The 20,947-nt window shown below is 68.9% G+C and carries 23 protein-coding genes, 1 tRNA gene and 1 pseudogene; 9 read left to right on the top strand and 16 right to left on the bottom strand.

The genetic code is table 11. From position 1 onward, the window contains the following. Positions 1-40: 40 nt before the first annotated feature. Positions 41-715: a hypothetical protein gene (locus B9H04_RS11820; RefSeq protein ID WP_049931993.1), complete on the bottom strand. Its 675-nt coding sequence runs from the start codon at positions 713-715 to the stop codon at positions 41-43. Next, positions 708-1,088 (bottom strand): cupin domain-containing protein, encoded by a 381-nt coding sequence (locus tag B9H04_RS11815; protein WP_049931992.1) that lies wholly within the window; start codon positions 1,086-1,088, stop codon positions 708-710. The genes B9H04_RS11820 and B9H04_RS11815 overlap by 8 nt, the downstream gene beginning before the upstream one ends. A gap of 127 nt (positions 1,089-1,215) precedes the next feature. Between B9H04_RS11815 and B9H04_RS11810 the strand changes: the two genes are divergently transcribed. The 4 genes from B9H04_RS11810 to B9H04_RS11795 all read left to right on the top strand — a co-directional run bounded on the left by B9H04_RS11810 (position 1,216) and on the right by B9H04_RS11795 (position 3,022). Then, a complete protein-coding gene (locus B9H04_RS11810; protein ID WP_049931991.1) occupies positions 1,216-1,467 on the top strand; it encodes a hypothetical protein in 252 nt (83 codons plus the stop codon). 122 nt (positions 1,468-1,589) lie between these two features. After that, complete coding sequence (locus B9H04_RS11805; RefSeq protein ID WP_085682732.1) at positions 1,590-2,276, top strand: DUF5828 family protein; 687 nt, start codon at positions 1,590-1,592, stop codon at positions 2,274-2,276. 76 nt (positions 2,277-2,352) lie between these two features. Beyond that, positions 2,353-2,592, top strand: a complete 240-nt coding sequence (locus B9H04_RS11800) for a hypothetical protein (protein ID WP_049931988.1) — start codon at positions 2,353-2,355, stop codon at positions 2,590-2,592. 55 nt (positions 2,593-2,647) lie between these two features. Continuing rightward, positions 2,648-3,022 (top strand): helix-turn-helix domain-containing protein, encoded by a 375-nt coding sequence (locus B9H04_RS11795; protein WP_085682731.1) that lies wholly within the window; start codon positions 2,648-2,650, stop codon positions 3,020-3,022. Between the two features lie 18 nt (positions 3,023-3,040). Here the strand turns inward: B9H04_RS11795 and B9H04_RS11790 are convergent, their stop codons facing one another. After that, positions 3,041-5,170, bottom strand: coding sequence for a S9 family peptidase (locus B9H04_RS11790; RefSeq protein ID WP_049931984.1), 2,130 nt, complete (start codon positions 5,168-5,170; stop codon positions 3,041-3,043). 180 nt (positions 5,171-5,350) lie between these two features. Then, a complete protein-coding gene (locus tag B9H04_RS11785) occupies positions 5,351-5,944 on the bottom strand; it encodes an IMP cyclohydrolase (RefSeq protein ID WP_049931983.1) in 594 nt (197 codons plus the stop codon). A gap of 269 nt (positions 5,945-6,213) precedes the next feature. On the opposite strand from B9H04_RS11785, the gene B9H04_RS11780 reads away from it, so the two are divergent. After that, positions 6,214-6,286: transfer RNA gene (locus tag B9H04_RS11780), tRNA-Gln, on the top strand. Positions 6,287-6,381: 95 nt separating this feature from the next. Here the strand turns inward: B9H04_RS11780 and cgi121 are convergent. The 4 genes from cgi121 to B9H04_RS11760 all read right to left on the bottom strand — a co-directional run bounded on the left by cgi121 (position 6,382) and on the right by B9H04_RS11760 (position 11,270). Next, positions 6,382-6,975: a KEOPS complex subunit Cgi121 gene (gene cgi121 / locus B9H04_RS11775; RefSeq protein WP_049931982.1), complete on the bottom strand. Its 594-nt coding sequence runs from the start codon at positions 6,973-6,975 to the stop codon at positions 6,382-6,384. Then, positions 6,972-9,431, bottom strand: coding sequence for an ATP-dependent DNA helicase (locus tag B9H04_RS11770; RefSeq protein ID WP_049931981.1), 2,460 nt, complete (start codon positions 9,429-9,431; stop codon positions 6,972-6,974). The genes cgi121 and B9H04_RS11770 overlap by 4 nt, the downstream gene beginning before the upstream one ends. 168 nt (positions 9,432-9,599) lie before the next feature. Next, the gene (locus B9H04_RS11765; protein ID WP_049931980.1) at positions 9,600-10,496 is read right to left on the bottom strand and encodes a hypothetical protein; all 897 of its coding nucleotides are present in this window, start codon (positions 10,494-10,496) and stop codon (positions 9,600-9,602) included. A gap of 96 nt (positions 10,497-10,592) precedes the next feature. Further along, a complete protein-coding gene (locus tag B9H04_RS11760) occupies positions 10,593-11,270 on the bottom strand; it encodes a class I SAM-dependent methyltransferase (protein ID WP_049931979.1) in 678 nt (225 codons plus the stop codon). 66 nt (positions 11,271-11,336) lie between these two features. Here B9H04_RS11760 and B9H04_RS11755 point away from each other — a divergent pair, with 66 nt between their 5' ends. After that, a complete protein-coding gene (locus B9H04_RS11755; protein WP_049931978.1) occupies positions 11,337-11,780 on the top strand; it encodes a hypothetical protein in 444 nt (147 codons plus the stop codon). Between the two features lie 63 nt (positions 11,781-11,843). On the opposite strand, the gene B9H04_RS11750 is transcribed toward B9H04_RS11755, so the two are convergent. Together B9H04_RS11750 and B9H04_RS11745 are read right to left on the bottom strand one after the other, a co-directional pair. Next, the gene (locus tag B9H04_RS11750) at positions 11,844-12,419 is read right to left on the bottom strand and encodes a magnesium transporter (RefSeq protein WP_049931976.1); all 576 of its coding nucleotides are present in this window, start codon (positions 12,417-12,419) and stop codon (positions 11,844-11,846) included. Then, entirely contained in the window at positions 12,416-12,988 is a 573-nt protein-coding gene (locus B9H04_RS11745; protein WP_049931974.1) for a magnesium transporter, read from the bottom strand. The genes B9H04_RS11750 and B9H04_RS11745 overlap by 4 nt, the downstream gene beginning before the upstream one ends. An 812-nt stretch (positions 12,989-13,800) precedes the next feature. Here B9H04_RS11745 and B9H04_RS11740 point away from each other — a divergent pair. Further along, positions 13,801-14,379 carry a DUF7090 family protein gene (locus B9H04_RS11740; RefSeq protein WP_049931973.1) on the top strand — a complete coding sequence of 193 codons (579 nt, stop codon included), beginning with the start codon at positions 13,801-13,803 and terminating at the stop codon, positions 14,377-14,379. A 27-nt stretch (positions 14,380-14,406) separates the two neighbouring features. Here the strand turns inward: B9H04_RS11740 and B9H04_RS11735 are convergent, their stop codons facing one another. Further along, entirely contained in the window at positions 14,407-15,270 is an 864-nt protein-coding gene (locus B9H04_RS11735) for a DUF7089 family protein (RefSeq protein WP_085682730.1), read from the bottom strand. Then, entirely contained in the window at positions 15,270-15,359 is a 90-nt protein-coding gene (locus B9H04_RS19740) for a hypothetical protein (protein WP_425433471.1), read from the bottom strand. The genes B9H04_RS11735 and B9H04_RS19740 overlap by 1 nt, the downstream gene beginning before the upstream one ends. 89 nt (positions 15,360-15,448) lie before the next feature. Between B9H04_RS19740 and B9H04_RS11730 the strand changes: the two genes are divergently transcribed. Then, positions 15,449-15,922, top strand: a complete 474-nt coding sequence (locus B9H04_RS11730) for a hypothetical protein (RefSeq protein WP_049931971.1) — start codon at positions 15,449-15,451, stop codon at positions 15,920-15,922. A 131-nt stretch (positions 15,923-16,053) separates the two neighbouring features. Here B9H04_RS11730 and B9H04_RS11725 read toward each other — a convergent pair whose 3' ends face one another. The 4 genes from B9H04_RS11725 to B9H04_RS11710 form a co-directional block, all read right to left on the bottom strand. Next, on the bottom strand, positions 16,054-17,235 hold the full coding sequence (locus B9H04_RS11725) for an aspartate kinase (protein WP_049931970.1): 1,182 nt from the start codon (positions 17,233-17,235) through the stop codon (positions 16,054-16,056). Positions 17,236-17,634: 399 nt separating this feature from the next. Continuing rightward, positions 17,635-18,336 (bottom strand): Zn-ribbon domain-containing protein, encoded by a 702-nt coding sequence (locus B9H04_RS11720; protein WP_085682729.1) that lies wholly within the window; start codon positions 18,334-18,336, stop codon positions 17,635-17,637. Beyond that, positions 18,337-18,750: a DUF2073 domain-containing protein gene (locus B9H04_RS11715; protein ID WP_049931967.1), complete on the bottom strand. Its 414-nt coding sequence runs from the start codon at positions 18,748-18,750 to the stop codon at positions 18,337-18,339. Further along, positions 18,750-19,391 (bottom strand): Era-like GTP-binding protein, encoded by a 642-nt coding sequence (locus B9H04_RS11710; RefSeq protein ID WP_049931966.1) that lies wholly within the window; start codon positions 19,389-19,391, stop codon positions 18,750-18,752. Before B9H04_RS11710 ends, B9H04_RS11715 begins: the two co-directional genes overlap by 1 nt. 454 nt (positions 19,392-19,845) lie before the next feature. On the opposite strand from B9H04_RS11710, the pseudogene B9H04_RS19520 reads away from it, so the two are divergent. Continuing rightward, positions 19,846-20,321, top strand: a pseudogene (locus B9H04_RS19520) (TetR/AcrR family transcriptional regulator). Positions 20,322-20,947: the final 626 nt, after the last annotated feature.

The raw sequence follows: 20,947 nt of genomic DNA, 5'->3' as shown, positions 1-20,947 counted from the left end.
GCCCGGTTCGGCGCGGTTTTTTCCGAACGACCGGCGACGGTCAGCGCCAGAAGCGCTTCGCGAACCGCGAGAAGAACCCTTCGTCCGGCGAGTCGACCCGTTCCCACAGTCGGAACGCGGCCGCGGTGTCAGCGTTCTCGCTGGCGACGAGTGCCTCGCGGTCGGGCGCGACCGCGACGAGGTTCACCTCGTAGTGGCCGTAGTAGCCGAACTTCAGCAGCGTGCGGTCGCTGAACCCGGCGACGAAGTCGGCGACGTCGTCCGGGATACGGTCGGCGACGACGACGACGGTGACGTCCGTGCCGTAGTGCTCCTCGTGGCCCTCGACGCGCTCGTCGGCGACGTCGTGAGCGAACTCGACCAGTCGCTCTAGCTCCCCGACGCTCGGGGTCGACACCCGGCGGACGTACACGTACTCCCGCATGTCGTGGTCCGCGTAGCTCAGCGCCGGGTGGAGGAACTGCTTCTGATTGCGTACCCGCATCTCGGCGGTCATCTCGAAGCGCTCGCCGTCGACGACGGCGTCGCGGTCGAGGTCGTAGCTGTACATCAGCCGGTCGGAGACGCGGTCGAGGTACTCGTCGTCGTACTCGGGGACGGCCTCGCGGATCTCCGCCGGCAGCTCCTCGGGGGCGCGGCGGTCGTCGGCCCCCGCCGGGTCCGCGGCGTCGGCACCCCCCTCGCCGTCCGCCTCCGGCTCGGCACGCTCACTCATCGGCGGGCTCGTACGCGACCGCGTCGCCGTCGGCCGGGGGCGCACCGATCGCCAGCACGGTGACGGGAGCGTCGGCGTCGGCCGGGTTGTACGCCCGTTGGGGGCTCTCCGGGTCGACGACGAACAGGTCGTCCGCGGGCACCTCGTATGTCTCGTCGGGGGTCTCGATCGCGAGGGTGCCGTCGAGCACGTAGAACGCCTCCTGTTGGGTCTCGTGGTAGTGGTACGCCAGCGGGAGCTGCTCGCCGGGGGCGGCCCTGAATCGGTTGATCGCCGCGGCGTCGAGCCCTCCAGAATCGGACAGCTTTCGACACTCGCACGGCCGGTCCGGCTCCGGGTCGACCGAGTCGACGTCGACGACACGATATCCCATGTGAACGCATTCCACGGAGCGATTGAAAAGGGCGTCGGGAGCGGAGCGGGCGCGAGCGCCCCCGAGGCGTCGTTTTCCCGAGGCGGAGTTTTAACCGGGAGGACCACGTCGTGTGATGTGAGAGACCATGACAGACGAAGGAGACGAGGCGGACGGCGCGGTCGAGGCGGAGGCCTGCGGCCGCTGCTCGATGTCGACGGTCGTGGGGGCGGTGGCGAGAGACCAGTCCCCCGAGGAGCGCGCCGAGCGCGACCCGTTCCGCGGCGAGCGTATCGAAGTCGACGAGTCCGCCGTCCGGCGCGCGTCGCCGGCCGGCTACCTCGGCGAAGTTAAAGAGCGGCTCGACGCGGTCGCGCGCCGGATCGCGTACGGCAGGTGAGCGTCGTAGCGGTCCCGGCTGGGGAGGCGCGCGCCGTAGCGGTTCCGGCCGGCGAACCGAGCGGCCGAGTCCCGTCAGTTCGGAGAGACTTATACCCCTCCGTTCCGTAATGAGGGCAACCGATGGAAGAGAGCATCTCCGGCTTCAAGGGGCGCGGGGACTGGGGCGACATCGACGAACACGGCGAGCGGATCGCCTTGGCGCTCCGGGAGGTGGGCGTCGACAGCGACGCCTACTACGAGTTCGACGAGTGGCGTCCCAAGACCCACGAGCGCATCGACGAGGACGTCTCGGAGAAGACCGCGGCGCAGGCGTCCGTCGACGAGGGAGAGGGCGAGCGCGCGGGAAAATCGCCGGGCGACGACCTCCAGACGGCCGGCGAGAAGCTCACCGAGTCCTACGAGAAGGTCGAGGAGAACGACACCGAGAGCGCCCGCGAAAGCTGGGGCGAGTCGATCGGACACGTCGCCCGGGCGGCCGACTCGGCCGGTCGGAAGGCGATCCGGAAGGTGGAGGACGCCGTCTACCGGAACGTGATGACTCAAGTGGCGCCGTACTACTTCGACAACGATCTCGTCAGCGCCAACATCCAGGAGGTCGCCCGAGCCGAGGACGGCGAGACGTTCGTCTTCGAGGTGAACGTCAACGACGACGAGCTGAAATCGGAGGTGTCGGCGGTCCTCGACGAGTACGAGTCCGAAATCGACCGCTGGCACGTCGAGACCGAGAAGCGGACCGACGAGGTCGCGGCCGCCGAGGGCGTCGAGCCGCCCGCCGAGGAGGGCGGGCCGGACTCGACGACGACGTGAGGCGGAGCGTGTCGGGCGGCCGCGAACGCGGAGCCACATCGGTCGTCTTTAACTCGCTCACCGCTGAATCGAGCCCATGAGCGAGGTACTCCGAGTCGAGGCGGGCGAGCTGTCCGTGGACGAACTCATCGACGCGCTCAACGACGGGCAGCGGATCCTCGTCGACGTCGAGGTCGCGGGCGCCAACCACGAGGTCGCCCTCCGATACGACGGGGAGACGTACCACTGCGACACGCCGACGAACCTCCACCGGCACGCCGACGAGTCAGGGATGCGCGGCTGTATCGACCAGATGGGGTACGCCGCCAAGGAGTGACCACCCCGAGTCGGAGAAACCGGCATTTAACCTCGCCGCGCACGAATCGGCCCGCATGAGCGACCCCGAAATCGAGGACCTCGTCGGCGACGGCTCTCCCTCCTTCGAACACGTCCTCTCTTGTGTCTTCGGCGTGCGCGACCACGAGAGCCGCCCGTACCTCGCGCTGCTGGAGCACCCGGGCAGCACCGTGTCGGCGCTCGCCGACGCGCCCGACCGGGACCGCTCGAACGTGAACCGTTCGCTGTCGACGCTCCGCGAGAAGGGGCTCGTCGAGCGCCGCCGCCGCCTGCTCGACTCCGGCGGCTACGTCTACCAGTACACCGCGACGCCCGTGCCGGAGGCCAAGCGCCGGCTCCACGACGCCCTCGACGAGTGGGTGGCCGACGTCCACGACGCCATCGACGGGTTCGAGCCGGACGAGAGCTGATCGCGTCGCTCGCGGCGACTACGTCTCGGAGTCTGCCGAGTCCTCCGGCTCTTCTCCGGCGCTCAGCCCGTCGTCCTCAGGGCGGTCGAGCGCGCGCTCGGCGTCGTGGTGCTCGGAGTAGCCGTCGAACCAGCGGGCGATCCGCTCGATGCGGTCGACGACGTGCGCGGGCTCGCCGGACCGCGAGAGCTCGTGGCCCTCGCGGGGGTACCTGACGAATCGGGTGTCGACGCCGTTCTTCCGTAAGAGCCGGTGGTACAGCTCCGCCGTACAGATCGGCGTCCGGGTGTCGTCCTCGGAGTGAATCAGCAGGGTCGGGGTGTCGACCGCGTCGGCGTGGCCCGTCGGCGACTGCTCCCAGAGCCACTCCGGCTCCGCCGAGGGCACCGTGTCGAAGTCGCCCTCGACGAGTTTGTACGCCGCGTCGGTCGACCCGTAGAAGCCGGTGAGGTCGTAGACGCCACGCTGGGAGACGGCCGCGCGGAAGTAGTCCGTCTGCCCGACCGCCCACGCGGTCATGAACCCGCCGAAGGAGCCGCCGGTGACGAACGCGTTCGAGTCGTCGATCTGGGGGCGGTCGGCGACCGTCTCGACGCCCGCCATCACGTCGCGGAGCGTGATCGCGCCCCAGTCGCGCTCGATTGCTTGCGTGAACGCCTCGCCGTAGCCGGTCGAGCCGCGGGGGTTCGACCAGAAGACGGCGTAGCCGCGGGCCGCGAGCGTCTGGAACTCGTGCCACATCGTCCCGGCGGTCGACCACATCGCGTGCGGGCCGCCGTGGATCTCGACCGCGAGCGGGTACTGACCGTCCGCGTCGGCGGACTCGGCGTCACCGGCCTCGACTGGCGGGGTCAGCAACCACCCCTGGATCTCGACGCCGTCGGACTCGAAGCGAAGCTCCTCGGGCTCGCCGACCGCGCGCTCGTCGAGGTAGTCGGCGTTCAGGTCGGTCAGGCGGGTCGTCTCGTCGGCCGCGGCGTCGTAGGCGAACGCGTCGCCCGGGTGGTCCCACTCGCTGGCGGCGAACGCGACGGTGACCGACTCGGGACCCGCGTCGGCGTCGCCCCCGACGGTCGCGCCCGAGACGGTCCCCGGCCGGAGCAGGCGCTCGGGCGTCTCGCTCCCGTCTGCGGGGACCCGCCACAGCGCCGTCTTCCCCTCGTCGGGCGTCGCGAAGTACAGCGTCTCGTCGGCCGGCCCCCACTGCGGGGTCGTCCCGCGGCCGAGGCCCCGGTCGACACCGCCGGTGAGGTCGGTGACCGAGCCCGACTCGACGTCGAGGACGCGGAGGTCCGTCGGCTGCATCGACACCTGCTTCGGCTCCGCATGCGTGAACGCGACGCGGCCGTCCGCGGTCGCCGCGAGGTCGGCGCCCCACCCGGTCGTGGTGTGGACGCGCTCGGCCTCGCCCGCGTCGAGGTCGTGGGCGTGGATCGCGATCTCGACGGAGTCGTCGGGGTCGTCGCCGACCGCCTCGGTGTAGTACAGCGTGTCGGCGTCGCCCCACGACGGCGCGGCGAAGTCGGCCTCCCTGTCCGTGACTCGGTCGACCGCGCCGGACTCGGCCGGGTCGGGGTCGGTGACGCCGCCGACCGTCGCGTCGGCGTCGACGACGTACACGCCGGGGCGTCGGCCGTCGAAGTGACGCTCGGCGGCGCGGTAGACGGTCCGGTCGATGACGCGCGGGTCGGGGTGGTCCTCGGGCTCGTAGTCGTCCGGCACCGCGAGGTCGCGGTCGGCCTCGCGGTCGTCGGCGGTCACGGACTGGACAAAGGCGATCCGCTCGCCGTCGGGCGACCACGCGATCGACGAGACGCCGCCGACCACGTCGGTGACGCGACGGGCCTCGCCGCCGTCGAGCGGGAGGACCCACAGCTGCTGGCGGTCGTCGGCCGCGCCGCGGGTGGAGGTGAACGCGATGCGGTCCCCCGAGGGACTCCAGCGCGGCTCGGCGTCGGCGCCCTCGGCGAGGGTGAGGCGGCGTGGCTCGCCCTCGCCCGCTGCGTCGACGAGGTACACCGTCGTCTCGTAGCTGTCGTCGTCGTTCGGCTGTCGGCGCACGAAGGCGACGCGGTCGTCGCCCGGCGAGATCCGGGGGTCGGACGGGACCGCGATGTCGTGGTAGTCGGCCGCGGTGATCGGCTCCATGGGTGTGGGTCGGACGGGGGAGGCAAAAGGCGTCGGGAGGCGGAAAGGCGAGGATCGGCAAGCGAAAGGCCGCGTGTCGGGGGGCGGAAAGGCGAGCGTCAGGAGACGGAAAGCCGGGCGGCAGCGCGAGCGACGCCGACGCCGAGCCCGCGCCCTGGGCAGCGCCCAGTCGTCCGTCGCTCAGTCGCCGCCGTTGTCGAACGCGAGCGAGACGCCGTCGGCGTCGACGGTCGCGCCCGCGGCGCAGACCGGGTGTTCGAGGTCGGCGCCGAGCAGTTCGGTCGCAACGGGCTCGGCGTCGGTCGCGGTCAGGTCGTACGGCTCGGGAGAGTCCGTCTCGTAGGTCGCGACGACGGTCGGCTCCTCGACGGCCTCGACGAGGAGCGCGTCGCGGCGGACGGTTCCGATCGTCGCCGACTCAGCGCCGACCACGCCGGCGACGCGAGGCGTGTCGTAGTCGTCCTTCTCGTAGTCGAGCGCGAGTAGCGCGGAGGCGAGCGCGTCGCGCGCGGGGTACCCGCGCTCCAGTTTCTCCGCGACCGGGTCGACGTGCGAGCCGTTGCCGAGGACCGCCAGCGGCTCCTCGGTCGGGGTCTCGACCGCGCGAGCGCAGTTGTACGAGACGTAGGGGTTGTCGGTCTCCGGCGCGTCCGCGGTCGGGCCGACGGTGAGCGTCCCGCCGCGGTCGCGGACGCGGCGGTTCGGGAACGAGCGCGAAGAGACGCGGTAGCCGCCGATGCCGGGCGCGACGACGACGAATCGTCCGACGTACATACATTTTCGTGTGTATCGAGTCGCATAAAGCGCATCGATATGCGCACGAACGCGATCTGTGGGCGAGATGCCCTCTTCATGATCTGCCGCCGGCGACGGCGGGGCGGTGACGGCGGGACGGCGACGACAACAGTGGGGACAGGACGGCGACGACAACAGTGGGGGCGGGCGGCGACGCCCGCCGGCGCCCGCCGATGCTCGTCAACCGATCGCACGGCGACCGCAACGCGCAACGCTTACAAACACGTACTGGCTATCTGTAGGTGCGCAGTCCATTGGGGTAGTGGCCAATCCTGTTGCCTTCTGGGGGCAACGACCCTGGTTCGAATCCAGGATGGACTACTTCTCTCGGTCTCGTTTCGAGTGGAACGGAGTGGCATCCACGTCTCGTGGTTTCCAGTTGAAACGAAGGGGTACCGATGAGCGGGCGGCCGCCGTCACTTCTCGACGTCAAGCAGGGCGACCCGCTCGCGGACGACATCGGCGAGACCGCCGGTAGTCGCGGTGAGTTCGCGATCAGTGACTCCGTAGAACTCGCGCACCCGTTCCTCGTCGAAGTCGACCGGAAGCCCGGAGTCATCGGGGTCGGTGCGCGAGTCGGCGGCGAGTTCGCGAACGGACTCGGTCGCCTGGTCGAGGTCCGCGGACGGGCGGTCGGCGCCGGACACGTCACCGAAGTCCGCGACGAGGACGACCGCGGCGCGCTCGCCCTCCGAGACGCCAAGTTCGAGCGCGCGGTCGATCTGCCTGCGCCCGGCCGCGTACAGCAGGACCTCGACGCCCGGGTCGCGCGCGACGGCCTCGCCGCGAGCGATCGCCCGCGCCGCCAGTCGCGCCGCCTCGCGGAGGTGCGTCGGGGAGACGACGAGGTCGGCGTCAAACGCCTGGACGACCGCGCCGGTATCGGCCGCAATCGCGTCGAGGTCCGCGAGAAACGCGTCGAGGTCGTCGATCGCGAAGGTGCCGGCGACGAGGTTGACCCCGGGGTCGGGCGCTGGCATCCCGTCGCCGCCGGCCGCGGAGTCGGTCATCCGAAATCACCCAGGCTGGCCTGTCCGTCGCCGTCGGCGTCGGCGTCCGCGCCCGCGGTCGCCGCCGCGGAGGCCGAGCTGTCGGGGTCGACGCCGTCGAGCGAGGGGTCCTCGCGGCCGGCGTTCTCCAGGATGCGCTCGGCGGTTCGCTCGCGGCCCCGCAGCGCGCCGAGGACGACCGCCTTGTCCGCCTCGCGGAGGTCGGCGCGGCTCTCGATGCCTGCCTCGTAGAGGCGGCGGGCGCGCTTCCGACCGACGTTGCGGACGCCCGCGAGGTCGAGGAGTTCCTCCCGGACCCCGTACTCCAGCCGCTTGCGGGCCTCGCGCACCTGGACGACGGTGTCGCCGTCGATCCCCTCCACGTCGCGCGCGAGCGTCTCGGCCGCCCGGAGGAGCCACTCGGCGGTGTCGACCTTCCCGCGGATGTCGCCGGGGCCGACGCCGTACCGCTCCGCGATCCGGTCCTCGTCCACCTCGTTAGCCCAGTCTTCGAGCAGGCGCCCCGTCTTCAGCGCGGCGAGCCAGTCCTCGAAGCGCACGTCCTCGTACTCGGAGGGCACGTCGCCGAGGAGCTCCGCCTCGCGCTCGTAGCAGACCTCGGTGTACTCCTCGCGGTCGCCCGACTTGAGGTACAGCTCGTAGGTGTCGGGCGTCCGGCTGACGAGGTGGTAGAGTCCGAGCGGCGTGACCGCCGGGGCGGCGTCGCCGGCCGACGCCGGCCCCTCTGAGGCGGGGTCGTCCGGTTCGTCCTCGCCGGCGCGAGTGTACGTGGTGAACCCGGGGTCGTCGGCGTCGGCGGTCGGGTCGTCGGCCGCGACGAACTCGCCGTCCGCGTCCGCGGATCCGACAGGCCCGGACCCGTCATCCGCGACGGTCCGAAGCCCGTCGAGTATCTCGGCCGCGCTCATCGGGTCGAGGTAGAGCCGCGAGACGGTGTGACCGATCCCGGTCGCGGCGAGGCCCTCGCTCCCGCCGTCGCGGTCGCGCTCGACGAAGCCGTTGACTTCGAGGTAGTCGAGGACGGTGTCGGTGACCGCCGCGAGCCGCCCCTCGTCGTCGGTCTGCGTGGCGTAGAGCGTGTTGTCGAGGAACGAGAGGAGCCCGTCGCGGGTGGCGGCGAAGCCGGACGCGACCGTCGCGAGGACGTGGGTGCGGAGGGCGGGCTCGGCGGCGAGCTTCGAGCGGACGGGTTCGGCCTCGGCCCAGACGTACCGCTCGAACAGCTCCTCGCGGGTGTCGGCGTTGTTCGCGAGCAGCACCGCCTCGCCGTAGGGGTCGAGGCCGGGGCGGCCCGCGCGGCCGCACATCTGGTGGACCTCGAGCACGTCGAGCGGTTTCATCCCGCCGAACTCGCCGTCGTAACGCCGCCAGTCGCGGACTATCACGCGGCGCGCGGGCGTGTTGACGCCGGCCGCGAGCGTCGGCGTCGCGGAGACGCACTTGATGAGGCGGTCGCGGAAGGCGTCCTCGACGAGGCTGCGGTGCTCGCTCGCGAGGCCGGCGTGGTGGAACGCCGACCCCTCCTCGACCGCGTCGGCGAGGTCCTCGGAGGTGTCGGTGTCGGAGACGCCGCGGATCTCCTCGGCCAGCTCGCGGAGGCGGTCGCGCTCGTCGCCAGTGAGCCGCGGCCCCGTCACGTCGGTGAGCTTGCGGGCCGACGACTCGGCGTTGCGCCGCGAATTGACGAAGACGAGCGAGGAGCCGCCCTGGCCGTCCTCCTCGGTGTCCAGGGCGTCGGCGACGAGCCTCGCGGTCTGGTCCTCGCCGCGCTCGACTGGGACCTCGCGCTGGCTCCCGTCGTCGAAGTTGATCGCGTTGCCGAAGTGGACGCCGGTGTGGAGCTCGATCGGTCGCCAGTCGGACTCGACGAGTTCGGCGTCGAGCCAGTCCGCGATGACGTCGGCGTTGCCGACGGTCGCCGAGAGCGCGACCGTCTGGAGGCCGGGGTTCACCTTGCGGAGCTTCGCGAGGGTCACTTCGAGGGTGGGGCCGCGGTGCGAGTCGTCGACGAGGTGGACCTCGTCGCTGACGACGCAGGTGAGGTCGTCGATCCACGGGGCGCCGTTGCGGATGAGCGAGTCGACCTTCTCCGAGGTGGCGACGATGATGTCGCGGCTGGCGAGCCACTCGCCGTCGGAGTCGTAGTTGCCGGTGGAGACGCCGACCGTCACATCGAACTCTTCCCAGCGCTCGAACTCGGCCTTCTTCTCGCTGGCGAGCGCGCGCAGCGGGACGATGTACAGCGCCTTGCCGCCGCGCTCGACGGAGGAGAGCATCGCCAGCTCGGCGATCAGCGTCTTGCCGGACGCGGTCGGGACCGCCGCGACGAGGCTCTCGCCGTCGGTGACGCCCGCCTCGACCGCCGCTTCCTGCGGCGGATACAGCTCCGCGACGCCCTCCGCTTCGAGCGCCTCGCCGACGCCCGCGGGGAGCCCGGAGAGCGAACTCGGTTCCATTACCGGAGTCTGGGCCCCGCCTCGATTTAAACCGTCGGAACGGGCCGAACATAGCGGAAGAACGCGCGGCGGCGCGTGTCGGTGAGCGGCCGGAGCGAAGCGAAGGCCGCGAGTTGCGCGCGCGAACCGCTGGCGGCCGGGGGCAGACCAAGGGCGCCGTCTCGCGACCTACCCCCAGTGCGATCCCGACCCTACAGCGTCCCGGCGGCTGACGACCACGTACAGTCCTCGAAAGCCGACGGCGACGCCCGCGCCGAGCGACCCGAGCGCGGTCGCAACGGCGAACGCGGGAACGAAGAAGGCCGGATCGAGGACGTAGTCGGGCGAATCGGCGATAAACGCGATCGCGGTTGCGTGTCCCAAGACGGCCGCGGCGTCACCGAGCCACGCGAGTGCGATCCCGCCCCGGTACCAGTAGACGAGCGCCGCGATCGGAGCCCCGAACACGGCGTACCCGAACGGCTGGTAGGTCGGATAGGAGGCATATAACCAGAACGTGGACGGGACCGAGAGAACGGCGGCGACAGCGATGACGACAACCGCTCTGTGCCGCTCCCCCGACGAGCCGAAGAAGCGTTCCGACGCTGAACGCTCGCTCGGGGGACTCAATCGACGGAGGGCAGAACCGACGACGACGGCGAAGGCGCCGACCGCGAGGCCGAGCCGGAGGTGAGTCGGAAGCGTGACGCCGAGGACCTCCATCTCCAGTACGTCCGGCAAGGGGCTGAACGCCGCACGCGCGAGAGCCGACGCGACCGGGATGGCGGGCCCCGCTGCGAGCGTGTAGATGGCGGCGCCACCGTGATACTGAACGAGGATAGCGATCGCCGCGGCGGGCAGGTAGAGGACGGCGGTGGCACGCGAGTGACCGATGTCGCTGATCTCCGGGGCGACCGCGCGGATGGCACCGAGTTGGGTGGTCACCTCCGTACTCGCACCGTACGCCGCGTTCGACCGCCAGTAGGCGGCGTAGAGGACGAACGCAAAGACGAACACGAGACCGACGGTGCCGGCGATACGGAAGCGACCGTCGGGACGGCCGAGGAGGGCACGGCGGACGTCCATTGAGGGAGATGACTGTGGGACTCGGTAAAACGGTTGGGAGATCAACTGTTCGTCTCGCACCGGCCGCCACGGGAGGTCGAATCCCGACGGACCGACTCAGGGAGCCACACCGACCGTCAGCAGCGTCCCCCACGTCCGGTAGCGGTCCACCATCGCCTCGCGCGTCTCGTACCCCTCGGTCGGGAACTCGGAGGCGTCGGGAATCTCGGTCTCGCGGTCCGGGATCGCGTCCTGCTCGGCGACGTACAGGCCGGCCTCGCGGAACGCTTCGCGGTACTCCTCGCGGCTCCACAGCGTCATCTCGACGGCGATGTTCTCCTGCCACGCGTGGGTCGTCTCGCTCTCCGCGAAGTAGTTCACCGCGCAGTAGAAGGTACCGCCCGGCTTCAGCACGCGGCGGACCTCTTCGAGGGTGTGGACCGGGTCGGCCGCGTAGTAGAACGCCTCCATCGAGAAGACGTGGTCGAAGGAGTCGTCGGCGAAGGGGAGTTCGTCGAAGTCGCCGACGAGGAAGCCGACCGCGTCGTCGTCGGTGTACTCGCGGGCGTTGCTGGCCATCTCCGGGGCGCCGTCGAGGCCGTAGCCGCGGTCGATCCCCCGCTCGCGGAGCGCGCGGAGCGCGTAGCCGGAGCCGGTCCCCAGATCGAGGACGGCGTCGCCCGCCTCGGCCGGCATGCGGGCCAACACGTGTTTCGCGGTGTGCCAGTGGCGGTCCTCCATCCCGCGGTCCTTCCCGCTCGCCGCCCACTCGTCGAACTCCTCGCGGACGCTCATACCGGCCGAACGGGGAGAGCGGTGAAAAACGGCGGTGTTTTACCGGCTCCGCTCCCGCCGGTGGGTATGAAGCGACCGCGAGCGCTCCGCCGACCGAACTTCCGGGTGGCCGACATCGCCCAGCAGTCGGTCGGCGGCTTCCTGCTCGCGGGGCCGTTCGTCGTCACCGCGGAGGTCTGGGAGCTCGCCGCGGGGATGAACTGGGTCCAAGCCGGTGTGACCGCCGCGCTCGTCGGACTGATCGGGTACGCCGCGCTGTACCGGGCCGACACCGGACGCGACGTCGACGAGGAGCCGGACTTCGTCGGGATCCCGACCCGCTTCGTCTCGCTGATGACGGTGGCGTTCGGGTCCGTGCTCCTGCTCGCGCTGATCTTCGACGCCCCGCAGACGTTCCTCGTCGAGGGTGGGATCGGCGACGGCGCGGTGGTGGCGACGACGGCGAAGGCCGTCGCCGTCGGCGCGATGTTCAGCGTCGTCGGCGCGGCGACCGCCGACAGCGTGTTCTGAGAGGGGCGTGGCGCGCTGTCGCGGTCACGGCGCCGCGGTCGCGCTGTGCCGCTCGCTCCGGCCTCACAGCACGACCGAGACGACCGCGAAGAGGATCAGCACGCCGGCGATGTCACAGAGGTTCGTCACCACGGGGATCGTCGTGTCGTCCGGATTGAGCCCGACGCGGTAGGACACCTCGACGGCGGCGACGCTGGCGACGACGACGAGGACCGCGAGGCACAGCCCGGAGACCAACGAGATCAGCAGCACCCGGCCGAGCGCGAGCGACCCGCCGAGCGCGAGCCCGATCGCCCACGCGGCGACTCCCACGGCGCCGAAGACGGTCGCCGCGAGCCCGAACACCGCGCCCGTGTTCGCCCGGAGGGCCGGGTTCGACGGGCTGAGCTCGTAGGTCCCGAGGTACAGCTGGGTCGTGAGCCGCGAGCAGGTGATCGACGCGAGGTTGCCGGCCGTCCCGATCTGGACGGGAACGAGGACTAGCAGGGCCGGGTACCTGAGCAGTACCGCCTCGTACGTCTCCAGTACCGTCCCCGAGACGAGCTGAAGCACCGACAGCGCGGCGAGCAGGGGGATCATCGTCCGGACGATCCGTCGGACCGACCACTCGTCGACCGCGGTGGACTCGGGGTCGGTCACGACAGCGCCCCCACGGCGGCGACGCCGACCAAGAGGAAGAACACCCCGAACACGTCGCCGAGCGTGGTGACCACCGGTCCGATGACGTTGTCTGGGTCGAGCCCGCGGCGGTAGCCGAGGAAGATGACCGCGATGAGCACCGTGATCATCAGCACCGCCGAGAGGAAGCCCGCGACGACCATCACGCCGACCAGCTGGAAGAGGCTCCCGCCGTCACCGAACAAGACGAGCGTCGCGTAGGTGACGACCGCGATGAACACGGAGACGGTCATTCCGTTCAGGAAGGAGGCAACGACCGCGTTCGTGAGTCGCCGGTCGGGTTGAAACCGCGGTTCGATGATCCCCTGGTGGAGCCCGGTCGAGAGCCGGGCGCCGAGCGAGCCGTACACTCCCCCGCGGGTGGCGAGGAACGCCGGGAGCAACAGGAGGAGCCCGGGGACCTCCGCGATGTTCGCGCGCATGGCGTCGGAGGCGAGTATCGTCCCCGCGAACAGCCCGGCGATCAGGCTGACGGTTATCACCGGGACCGCCTGCCGGTAGATGTCGCGCGCGGAGTCGTGCCCGGGCATCGAACGCACCGACGACGGGCGGGGCAAAAAAACCGACCGACGCGTTTGAACGCAGGATCGAGACTTGTCACAACTCATCGGTCCGTGACGGCGATCTCCAGATGAAACGAAGGGGGCGAATGCGGTGGAGACGCAGAGTACGTACGAATCAATTACGAGGAACAGGATCGGGAGAACGAGCGACGAGATCAGTTTCAGGAGGCCACTCACTTGAAACGGATAGAGCCGTAGATTTTGGTAGTCCTGCTACTCCCGACGGACTCTGTCTAGCTCCATTCGATTCAGTAATTCCGTGTTTTCGTCACTGGATTCGATTTTCGAGTAGTTGAGGGCGTCAGTTTCGCCTGTCGGATGCTCTTTGCGGAGTTCCTCCAATCTCGAGTCGCTGTGCTGTTGGGCCTTCTATTGGTCAGTCGAGTCGGGTAGAGGAACGAAACGAGAATCGTTCCGACGAAACCGGCGGCGATCACAGAGACCAACCGCGAGGGGGCGTTTCCCCGGACGAAAATGAACGCGGGGGGAGAAGTAGCGACCCCGTCGAGAACGTGAGCGTAGTGCGAATCGAAAAGTATCCGGTGATGCTGAGGCCACCCAACCCGTCCGGATCCAGCGGGTCGACTTACAGATCAACGTCCTGGAGTTCACGGACGGCGAGTATCGTGGTGACGACGCCGGAGAATCCGCCGACGATGACAGCGTCGTATGTCCCAGAAGACGTATCGCTCATTTGCTCAACCACAGGTGTATTCTATTTGACTTAATTATTAGCCCGTCGACCGCACCGTTAAGTCGGTCGCGTGATTGCCGATCCCATGGACTACTCGCTCGCGATCGAGAACGGACCGGAAGCGATACCGGGTGGCACGGGACTCCTGCTCGTCCACCCGAGCATCGGCGAGACGGACCGGATCGACACCGATTTCCTGAAGACCGACACCGACGCGTTCCTCGTCGTCTCGACCCGGACGACCGCCCGCGAGGTCGAACAGAAACTGGAGTACTACGACGTCGACGAGACGAAGGCGACGATCCTCGACACGCTCTCCGTCGAGCGCGGCTACTCGCGACGGACCGCCGACGACGTCTACTACGTCTCCGCGCCGGACGACCTCGACGGCGTCGTCGACCGCGTCGAGCGGTTCCTCACCGAGAACGAGGGGAAGCGGCGCGTCTCGGTCGACTCGCTCACCGAGATGGCCTACTACGCCGACGACGACGCGGTGTACGACGCCGCGAGCGAGATCCTCGACCTCCTCGACGAGCACGACGCGGTCGGTATCTTCCACCTCTCCGAAGAGGTCCACGAGGTCGCGACGCTCGACCGGTTCCGCGACCTGTTCGACGGCGTCATCGACCTCGACGGGGACGGGAACGTCGTCGTAGACGTCTGAGCGGCGGTCTGCCGCCGCGAGGAAGCGTCAGCTCTCGTCGAGGAGCGCCGCGAACGTCTTCTCTGTCCACGCCACGGCGTAGGCGGCCCCGCGGTCCCGGTAGGCGGTCGTGTCGAGGGCGGCGTACGGCGCCGGGAGGTCGAGGTCGTGGTTGACCGCCGAGCAGGCGTACTCCGTCGCGCTCGGGAACTCCGTGTCGCCGCGCGCGACCTCGCCGGAGAGCTCACCGAGCCGGCCGGAGAGCCGCTTGCCGGCGTCGACCCACGCGTCGTACAGCCGGGGGTGCTCCGACTCCCACGACGCGAACGTGTCGCGGGTGTGGAGGCCGACCCACGCGTCGAACAGCGCGTTCGCGACCTGGAACACGTCCGCCGGTCCGAATCCCGTCGTCGACGCGCCCGTCTCCGGGTCGGGGCGGCGGATCGCCGCGTCGAGGTCGCGGTAGCGCTCGCCGAAGAAGGGGAGGAACGTCTCGGGGAGCCCGGTCGAGTCTCCGCCGCTCACTGCGCCCGGAGCCGGGTCGCAGTCGATCTGGACTAGCCGCTCGGCGACGAGGAAGGCAAGGAAGTCTTCGGGCGTCCCCTCCGCACGTCGCTTGACGAGGACCGCGGGCGGATCGGTCTGTGCGGTCCGGACGACCGTCCCGTCGCCGGGGAGTCCGACGGTGAACGCCGGGCCAGCGTGCTTGCCGAGTAGGTCTGGGACCGACTCGGGAAGCCACTCGGCGGGGTACGACGCGGGGTCGAGCGCGTCGACAAAGAGGCCGAGGTCCTCCGCGGCGGCCGGCGGGAGGGTCTCGAAGTCGGACTCGACGTCGAGGACCGGCGATCCCGGTGCGTAGTGATCGCGGACCGCTTCAATATCGTCGTCGAGCGCCCGGGGCGAGAACATCAGCCGAGGACGTACGAGAGGATGATGAGCACCGAGAGGACGGCCGAGACGCCGACCGTGCCAACCACGATCTGGGTCGATTTGGACATGCGAGACAATCCGTCCGCCCGTCGTTAAAATCATCCGGTCGACGCCAACCGTGCGGCGATTTTAGGCCGTCGGCCGAGAGTACTGACGTATGCGAGTTCGTGACGCGGTCGAGGCCGACGCCGCGGCCGTCGGGTCGATGACGGGCCGACCCCGCGGCGTCGCTCGGAACATGATCCACGACCGGTCGGTTCGCGTCGCGGTGACAGACGACGCCGGGTCGGAATCGGGGGGAGCGCCCTCGCCGTCGGAGCCGAGCGGCGACGGTGACGGCGGTGACGACACCCCGGTCGACGCGGTCGCCGGATTCGTCGCGTTCGACGTGCGTGACGGGACGGTTCACGTGACGAACTTCGAGGGCACCGCGGCCGCGGTCGAGCGGCTGTTCGAGGAGCCGGTCGGCTTCGCGAAACGAGAGGGAATGTCGGTCGAAGTCATCGTCCCCGCCGACGGGGTCGGTCCGGAAGTGGTCGAGGCATTCGGCTTCGAGGCGGCGGGATCCGGGCCGCGGATCGACGGCACGGCGACGACGAGGTACCGGTTCGATCCGGCGGAAAGCGGCTGAGGCGGACGCTTCGGGGTTTGTCGTCCGGTCAGGGCCGCGGCCGCCCATCCGGTCAGGGTCGCGGTCGCCGATCCGATCAGGATCGCAGCCACCGATCCGGTCAGAGTCGCGGTCGTCGATCCCCGCGAGGCTTAGTCAAAGCGCTCTTGGACGATTTCGAGGGCCTCCTCTCGGTCGTCCCAGTCGACGAACACCGCGACGGAGGTGGCGCTCGTGATCAGGTCGATGATGTTGATTCCGGCGTCCGCGATGGGCGCGATGATGTCCTGAATGACCCCCGACTGGTTGGGGAGCTCGCCGCCCGTGACGCGGATCACGGCGATGGGGTCGGCGACGGTGACGGAGGAGAGCGCCTCGTCGGTGACGACCGCCTCGTGGAGCAGCGCCTCGGCGGTCTCGGCGATGTCGACGTCGACGTAGAAGGTGACCGAGTCCATGCCGGACGCGACCGCGTCGATGTTGACCTCCTCGGCGCGCAGCGCGTTCGACAGCTCCGAGAGGATCCCGGGGCGGTTGCGGATGGCTCGCCCCGCGATGGTGAGACACGCGAGCGGCTCCTCGCGCATGTCGATCAGGCTCTCGAACTCGCCTTCGATCCGCGTGCCGCCGCGGAGCAGGTCACCGTGCTGGTAGTGGACGACCCGAACCGCGAGCCCCTCGTCCTTGTACGAGAGCGCAGACGGCGCGACGACCTCGGCGCCGCGGAAAGAGAGGTTGCGCAGCTCGTCGACGGTGATCTCGCCCACGTTGCGCGCGCCCTCGACGACGCGGGGGTCGCCGGTCATCACGCCCTCCACGTCGGTGACGATCACGACCTCGTCGGCGTCTATGTAGTTGCCGAGCATGACGGCGGTGGTGTCCGAGCCGCCGCGCCCGAGCGTGGTGACGTTGCCCTCGTGGTCCTCGGCGAGGAACCCAGTGATGATCGGGACGACGCCGTCCATATCGGCCGCGATCTCCTCCGCCCGCCGCTTCGTCTCCGCCACGTCGACCTCGCCGAGTTCGTTGGTGACGACCGGCCAATCCGGGTGGCCGGGTTCGAGGAAGACGGCGTCGACGTCGCGGACGGACAGCGCGGCCTTCAGCATGCGGACGCTGGTGCGTTCGCCCATCGAGACGATCTCCGCGCGGTCGGCGTCGTCCGTCTCGAAGGTGATGTCGTCGAGGAGGTCGTCGGTGGTCGACCCCATCGCGCTCGCGACGACCGCTATCTCGTGGCCGGCCGCGACCGCGCTCGCGACCGAGTCGGCCGCGCGCTCGATCCGGTCGCCGCTGCCGAGGCTCGTTCCCCCGAACTTCGCGACTACGCGCATGCGGCTACCCCGTCGCGGGTCCGAGAGGGTCGGTCTCCGGCGAGCGGTCGGCGGCGGGCGAGCGGGACGGCGGGTGCCGAGCCGACGCCGGAATTCCGGGTCGGTCGGCGGGAGCGATCGGTAAACATGCGACTCCGTAGCGGAGGAAGCCGGATAACAGTATCTTCTTCGACAAGGGTCGCCCGAATCGCCGAATCGTCCGGTTCAGTTGTTATACTACGAATAAAACGAGACGAACGATCACCGACGTCCGGAATCGCCGGGAATGTGGGGAGACGACGGTCAGAGAGCGCGGGGCGGGACGGGGAAGGGGCCTGTCAGGACGAGAACGGGGGCGGTCAGGAAGAGAACTGGGGGGTCAGGAGCGTGAAAAGCCGGACGGGACGGGGAGTGAAGGCGTCACTCGTCGTCGATGCCCCACGCGTCGGGCATTTCGATGACGTACCGGCCGTCCTCTTGAAGCGAGATGATGTACTCCTGTCTGTCGTACAGCTCCATCAGGTTGAGCTCGTACTGGCCGGGGCTGACGATCCGGATGCTCTCGAACTGGTCGTTGAGCTCGTCGCGGAGCGCGTCGATGCCGGGCTTGGACTCCTCGTCGGTCGGCTCCGAGGTCTCGGCGGAGTCGACATCGCGGCTCGCGCGGTCAAGCTCGTCCGGGGACACCACTTCGGATCGCGCGCTCGCCTGTGCCATGTCCTCGTCACTCCGGTCAGCGATCTGTTCCGTACCGTCGGACCCGGTCGTTGATGCGGCGCCCGCCACGGCATCGTCCGGCGTCGGATCGGCCCGGTCGTCCGGCGTCGCGTCTGCGGCGTTGTTGGGGCCCCGAGCGGCGGCGCCCTCGTCGGACGCCGACGCAACCTCCCCGTCCGCGGTCGGCCGCGTTCCGTCGGACGGCCCCGAGTCGGAGGCGGGCGTCCCGTCCGCTCCGGCGGCGGAGTCGGACGCCTCGTCCGCTTCGGCGGCGGGGCCGGCGTTCTCCGTCGCGTTCGCGGGCTTGAACTGGAACTTGTTCCCGCCGCAGTCGGGGCACCCGGACAGCATCTCCTTGGAGCCGTCGGGGAACGTCCGGCCGCAGGAGGTACACTGGTGGGGCATCTACTTGCGAGAGACGAGCGTGCTGATGAGGTTCTCGTCTTTGTGGAGGGTCTCGATTCTGTTCGCCGGGCCGATCACCGTGAGCTTCTGGGTCGACTCGCGGCCCATCAACTTGTCGAGGAAGCTCTGGTCGCCCGCCTCGGCCTTGGGGTACGTCTCTATCTCGATGCCGGTGAAGTCGTCGGGGCTGATCTCGGTCATCGTCACCTCGATGAGCTTCGACTCCTCGTCGGGGGAGAGCCCCTCTTCGAGGATGACGATGTTTCCCTCGCGGACGCCGTCGAGGATGAGCCGGATCTTCTCCATGCTCGTGAGCCCCTCCATCCGCGCGCCGCTTATCATGTCGATCCGGACGCCGTCGTCGGAGTCGTCGGGATCGTCGGCGGCGTTGACGTTGGCTTTCGGGCCGGCCATTAGCCGAAGTACTCCGCGATCTTGGTGTACACTTCGTCCATGTTGTCGCCCTCCAACGCCGACAGCGGAATCGTCTCGTGTTGCGGGAAGGCGTTCGCGATCTGCTGGACGTCCGATCCCGGCAGGTCAGTCTTGTTCGCGAGAATGAGCGCGGGGAGGTCCTGCGACTCGATGATCCCGATCAGCATCGTGTTCACCTGGGTGAACGGGTCCGACGTCGAGTCGAGCACGTAGATGACGCCGTCGACGTCCTCGCGGAGCCAGTGCATCGCCTCCGCGACGCCCTCGGTCGCCTCGCGCGACCGGCGGACGGCGTCGTCCTTCTCCATGTCGTGGTCCAAGAACTCCTTGTAGTCGACTTTCGTCGTCACGCCGGGCGTGTCGACGATGTCGATGGTGACCGTCCGCCCGTTGCGTTCGATCTCCACGCCCTCCTTCCGGCGGGCCCGGCGAGTCTCGTGGGGGATGTGGCTCTCCGGCCCGACGGCGTCACCCGTCCAGTCGCGTGCGATCCGGTTTGCGAGGGTCGTTTTACCGGCGTTCGGCGGTCCGTAGATCCCGATCCGCTTGGGCTCGTCGGCCGCGAACAGGCCGTCTGTGACCCGCGATATGCTGTCTCTGAGATTCGTGAGCAGTCCCATCCTGACCTCCAGTCCGTGTGTGGTTTACCCGAACACCGCTGTCGTTTCGGACGCCGTTCGATCCGTGCGCTCGACGCCCGTTCGGGGGATTACGGTACGGTCCTCACCGCTCTCACTTAAGAACTGCGTCAGACATCCCCCCGATCCGGAGCATCGGCGCCGGACGAACCCGAAATTCGGCGTCGGGGGTGCGGTTCGGCGGGGGAGAATCGGCTGATGAGAAGGCGCGGTCGCGGGCGGCAGGCGACACCGGATCCCGGGGACCGTCGATCCGCGACCCGGCTCACTCGTCGGGTGTGACCCGCTCGTTTGGCGGGTTGAGTGAAACGCCGGTTCAGTTTCGGACGATAGTTTGTTTACGTGCGGTGATATCGTTCGATCGAGGGTGTAGACCTCGTCGGAGAATAAAAGCGAAAAGTAACCGTATTATCTACCTCACGCGTATCAAATTGGCATAAACGACTCACAGGATGGCCCGGCGAACGAGTCCGTCGAGTCACTGTCGGACGACGCGAACGACGCGGGTTCCGGTGACCGCGGCTCCGACAGGAATCTTCCCCAAGAGCGTTCCGCCATCGAGTCCGACAGTTCCGACAGATCCGGCAGAGAGACGGGCTCCTCGAAGGATACGAAGGAGGTCATCATGGAGGCGACGTTCCGCGCGCTGAGCAAGCACGGCTACAATGACCTCCGGATGCGCGATATCGGCGAGGAGCTGGACCTCACGCGGCAGGTGATCCACTATCATTTCGACGGGAAGTACGACCTGATGTCTTCGTTCTCGACCCCGAACGGATGAGCCAGTTGGTGACCGACGTTATCCACGCCGCTCGCGGGCGGCGGATCTCGCTCGGTCACGAGGACGCCCCGGAGGAGACGCGAGAAGCAATAGACGAGTTCATCTTTGAATCGCTCGAACGGACCGAGTAGTCGAACGGATCAGGCGGTGGGGCAGAGCAAGTAGTCGAACGGATCAGACGATGGGACAGAGAAAGTAGTCGAATGGATCGAGCCAAGTCGGGCCGAAGCGGCGCGAGGTGGTTCGGCACACAGACATCTGGGGGAGTCCTCTCGACTGTCGTCGCGACGACCGCCGCCATTTCAACTGGACAGAGCGTGACCTCCCTGCGGGTACCTGCGACGGCGGACGACGCGGCTCGTCGCTCCCGAGATAACCCTCGGTCGCGGACTGGTTCTCAGTGACTCTTTAGGGTTTTCGCGCCTCTTTTGACAGTTCATCGCCTCTTGCTGTCCGCTTGTTTAAATTTGAGGTGAGACTCTTCTCTCAGTGAGCCGGGTCGGGCAGTCTAGAGACTCGTCTTCAACGTGCGTCGGTGTGGAGTGACGGAAGACGTCATCGCAGTCAGGTTGTCCAACTTCGGCCATCCCTTCGGCTTGGTTCGCTAGGACCACCAGGCGGAACCCGCTGGCGACGAACGTTAGGGTGTTGAGGCGGGTGACACCTGTGGGGACTTCCCGTCCCAGTGCTAACGGCCGGAGAGGGTCCGGATTGGTACTTCTCGCTGGTATCCCCCCCCCCACCCCTTCGTTTCAGG

Source organism: Halorubrum ezzemoulense DSM 17463, assembly GCF_002114285.1.
Classification (GTDB): domain Archaea; phylum Halobacteriota; class Halobacteria; order Halobacteriales; family Haloferacaceae; genus Halorubrum; species Halorubrum ezzemoulense.
This window is presented reverse-complemented; position numbering and strand designations above follow the sequence as displayed.

Coding starts and splice junctions, on each gene's coding strand:
- B9H04_RS11820 (WP_049931993.1), bottom strand. CDS start 715: ATGAGTGAGCGTGCCGAGCCGGAGGCGGACGGCGAGGGGGGTGCCGAC.
- B9H04_RS11815 (WP_049931992.1), bottom strand. CDS start 1,088: ATGGGATATCGTGTCGTCGACGTCGACTCGGTCGACCCGGAGCCGGAC.
- B9H04_RS11810 (WP_049931991.1), top strand. CDS start 1,216: ATGACAGACGAAGGAGACGAGGCGGACGGCGCGGTCGAGGCGGAGGCC.
- B9H04_RS11805 (WP_085682732.1), top strand. CDS start 1,590: ATGGAAGAGAGCATCTCCGGCTTCAAGGGGCGCGGGGACTGGGGCGAC.
- B9H04_RS11800 (WP_049931988.1), top strand. CDS start 2,353: ATGAGCGAGGTACTCCGAGTCGAGGCGGGCGAGCTGTCCGTGGACGAA.
- B9H04_RS11795 (WP_085682731.1), top strand. CDS start 2,648: ATGAGCGACCCCGAAATCGAGGACCTCGTCGGCGACGGCTCTCCCTCC.
- B9H04_RS11790 (WP_049931984.1), bottom strand. CDS start 5,170: ATGGAGCCGATCACCGCGGCCGACTACCACGACATCGCGGTCCCGTCC.
- B9H04_RS11785 (WP_049931983.1), bottom strand. CDS start 5,944: ATGTACGTCGGACGATTCGTCGTCGTCGCGCCCGGCATCGGCGGCTAC.
- cgi121 (WP_049931982.1), bottom strand. CDS start 6,975: ATGACCGACTCCGCGGCCGGCGGCGACGGGATGCCAGCGCCCGACCCC.
- B9H04_RS11770 (WP_049931981.1), bottom strand. CDS start 9,431: ATGGAACCGAGTTCGCTCTCCGGGCTCCCCGCGGGCGTCGGCGAGGCG.
- B9H04_RS11765 (WP_049931980.1), bottom strand. CDS start 10,496: ATGGACGTCCGCCGTGCCCTCCTCGGCCGTCCCGACGGTCGCTTCCGT.
- B9H04_RS11760 (WP_049931979.1), bottom strand. CDS start 11,270: ATGAGCGTCCGCGAGGAGTTCGACGAGTGGGCGGCGAGCGGGAAGGAC.
- B9H04_RS11755 (WP_049931978.1), top strand. CDS start 11,337: ATGAAGCGACCGCGAGCGCTCCGCCGACCGAACTTCCGGGTGGCCGAC.
- B9H04_RS11745 (WP_049931974.1), bottom strand. CDS start 12,988: ATGCCCGGGCACGACTCCGCGCGCGACATCTACCGGCAGGCGGTCCCG.
- B9H04_RS11740 (WP_049931973.1), top strand. CDS start 13,801: ATGGACTACTCGCTCGCGATCGAGAACGGACCGGAAGCGATACCGGGT.
- B9H04_RS11735 (WP_085682730.1), bottom strand. CDS start 15,270: ATGTTCTCGCCCCGGGCGCTCGACGACGATATTGAAGCGGTCCGCGAT.
- B9H04_RS19740 (WP_425433471.1), bottom strand. CDS start 15,359: ATGTCCAAATCGACCCAGATCGTGGTTGGCACGGTCGGCGTCTCGGCC.
- B9H04_RS11730 (WP_049931971.1), top strand. CDS start 15,449: ATGCGAGTTCGTGACGCGGTCGAGGCCGACGCCGCGGCCGTCGGGTCG.
- B9H04_RS11725 (WP_049931970.1), bottom strand. CDS start 17,235: ATGCGCGTAGTCGCGAAGTTCGGGGGAACGAGCCTCGGCAGCGGCGAC.
- B9H04_RS11720 (WP_085682729.1), bottom strand. CDS start 18,336: ATGCCCCACCAGTGTACCTCCTGCGGCCGGACGTTCCCCGACGGCTCC.
- B9H04_RS11715 (WP_049931967.1), bottom strand. CDS start 18,750: ATGGCCGGCCCGAAAGCCAACGTCAACGCCGCCGACGATCCCGACGAC.
- B9H04_RS11710 (WP_049931966.1), bottom strand. CDS start 19,391: ATGGGACTGCTCACGAATCTCAGAGACAGCATATCGCGGGTCACAGAC.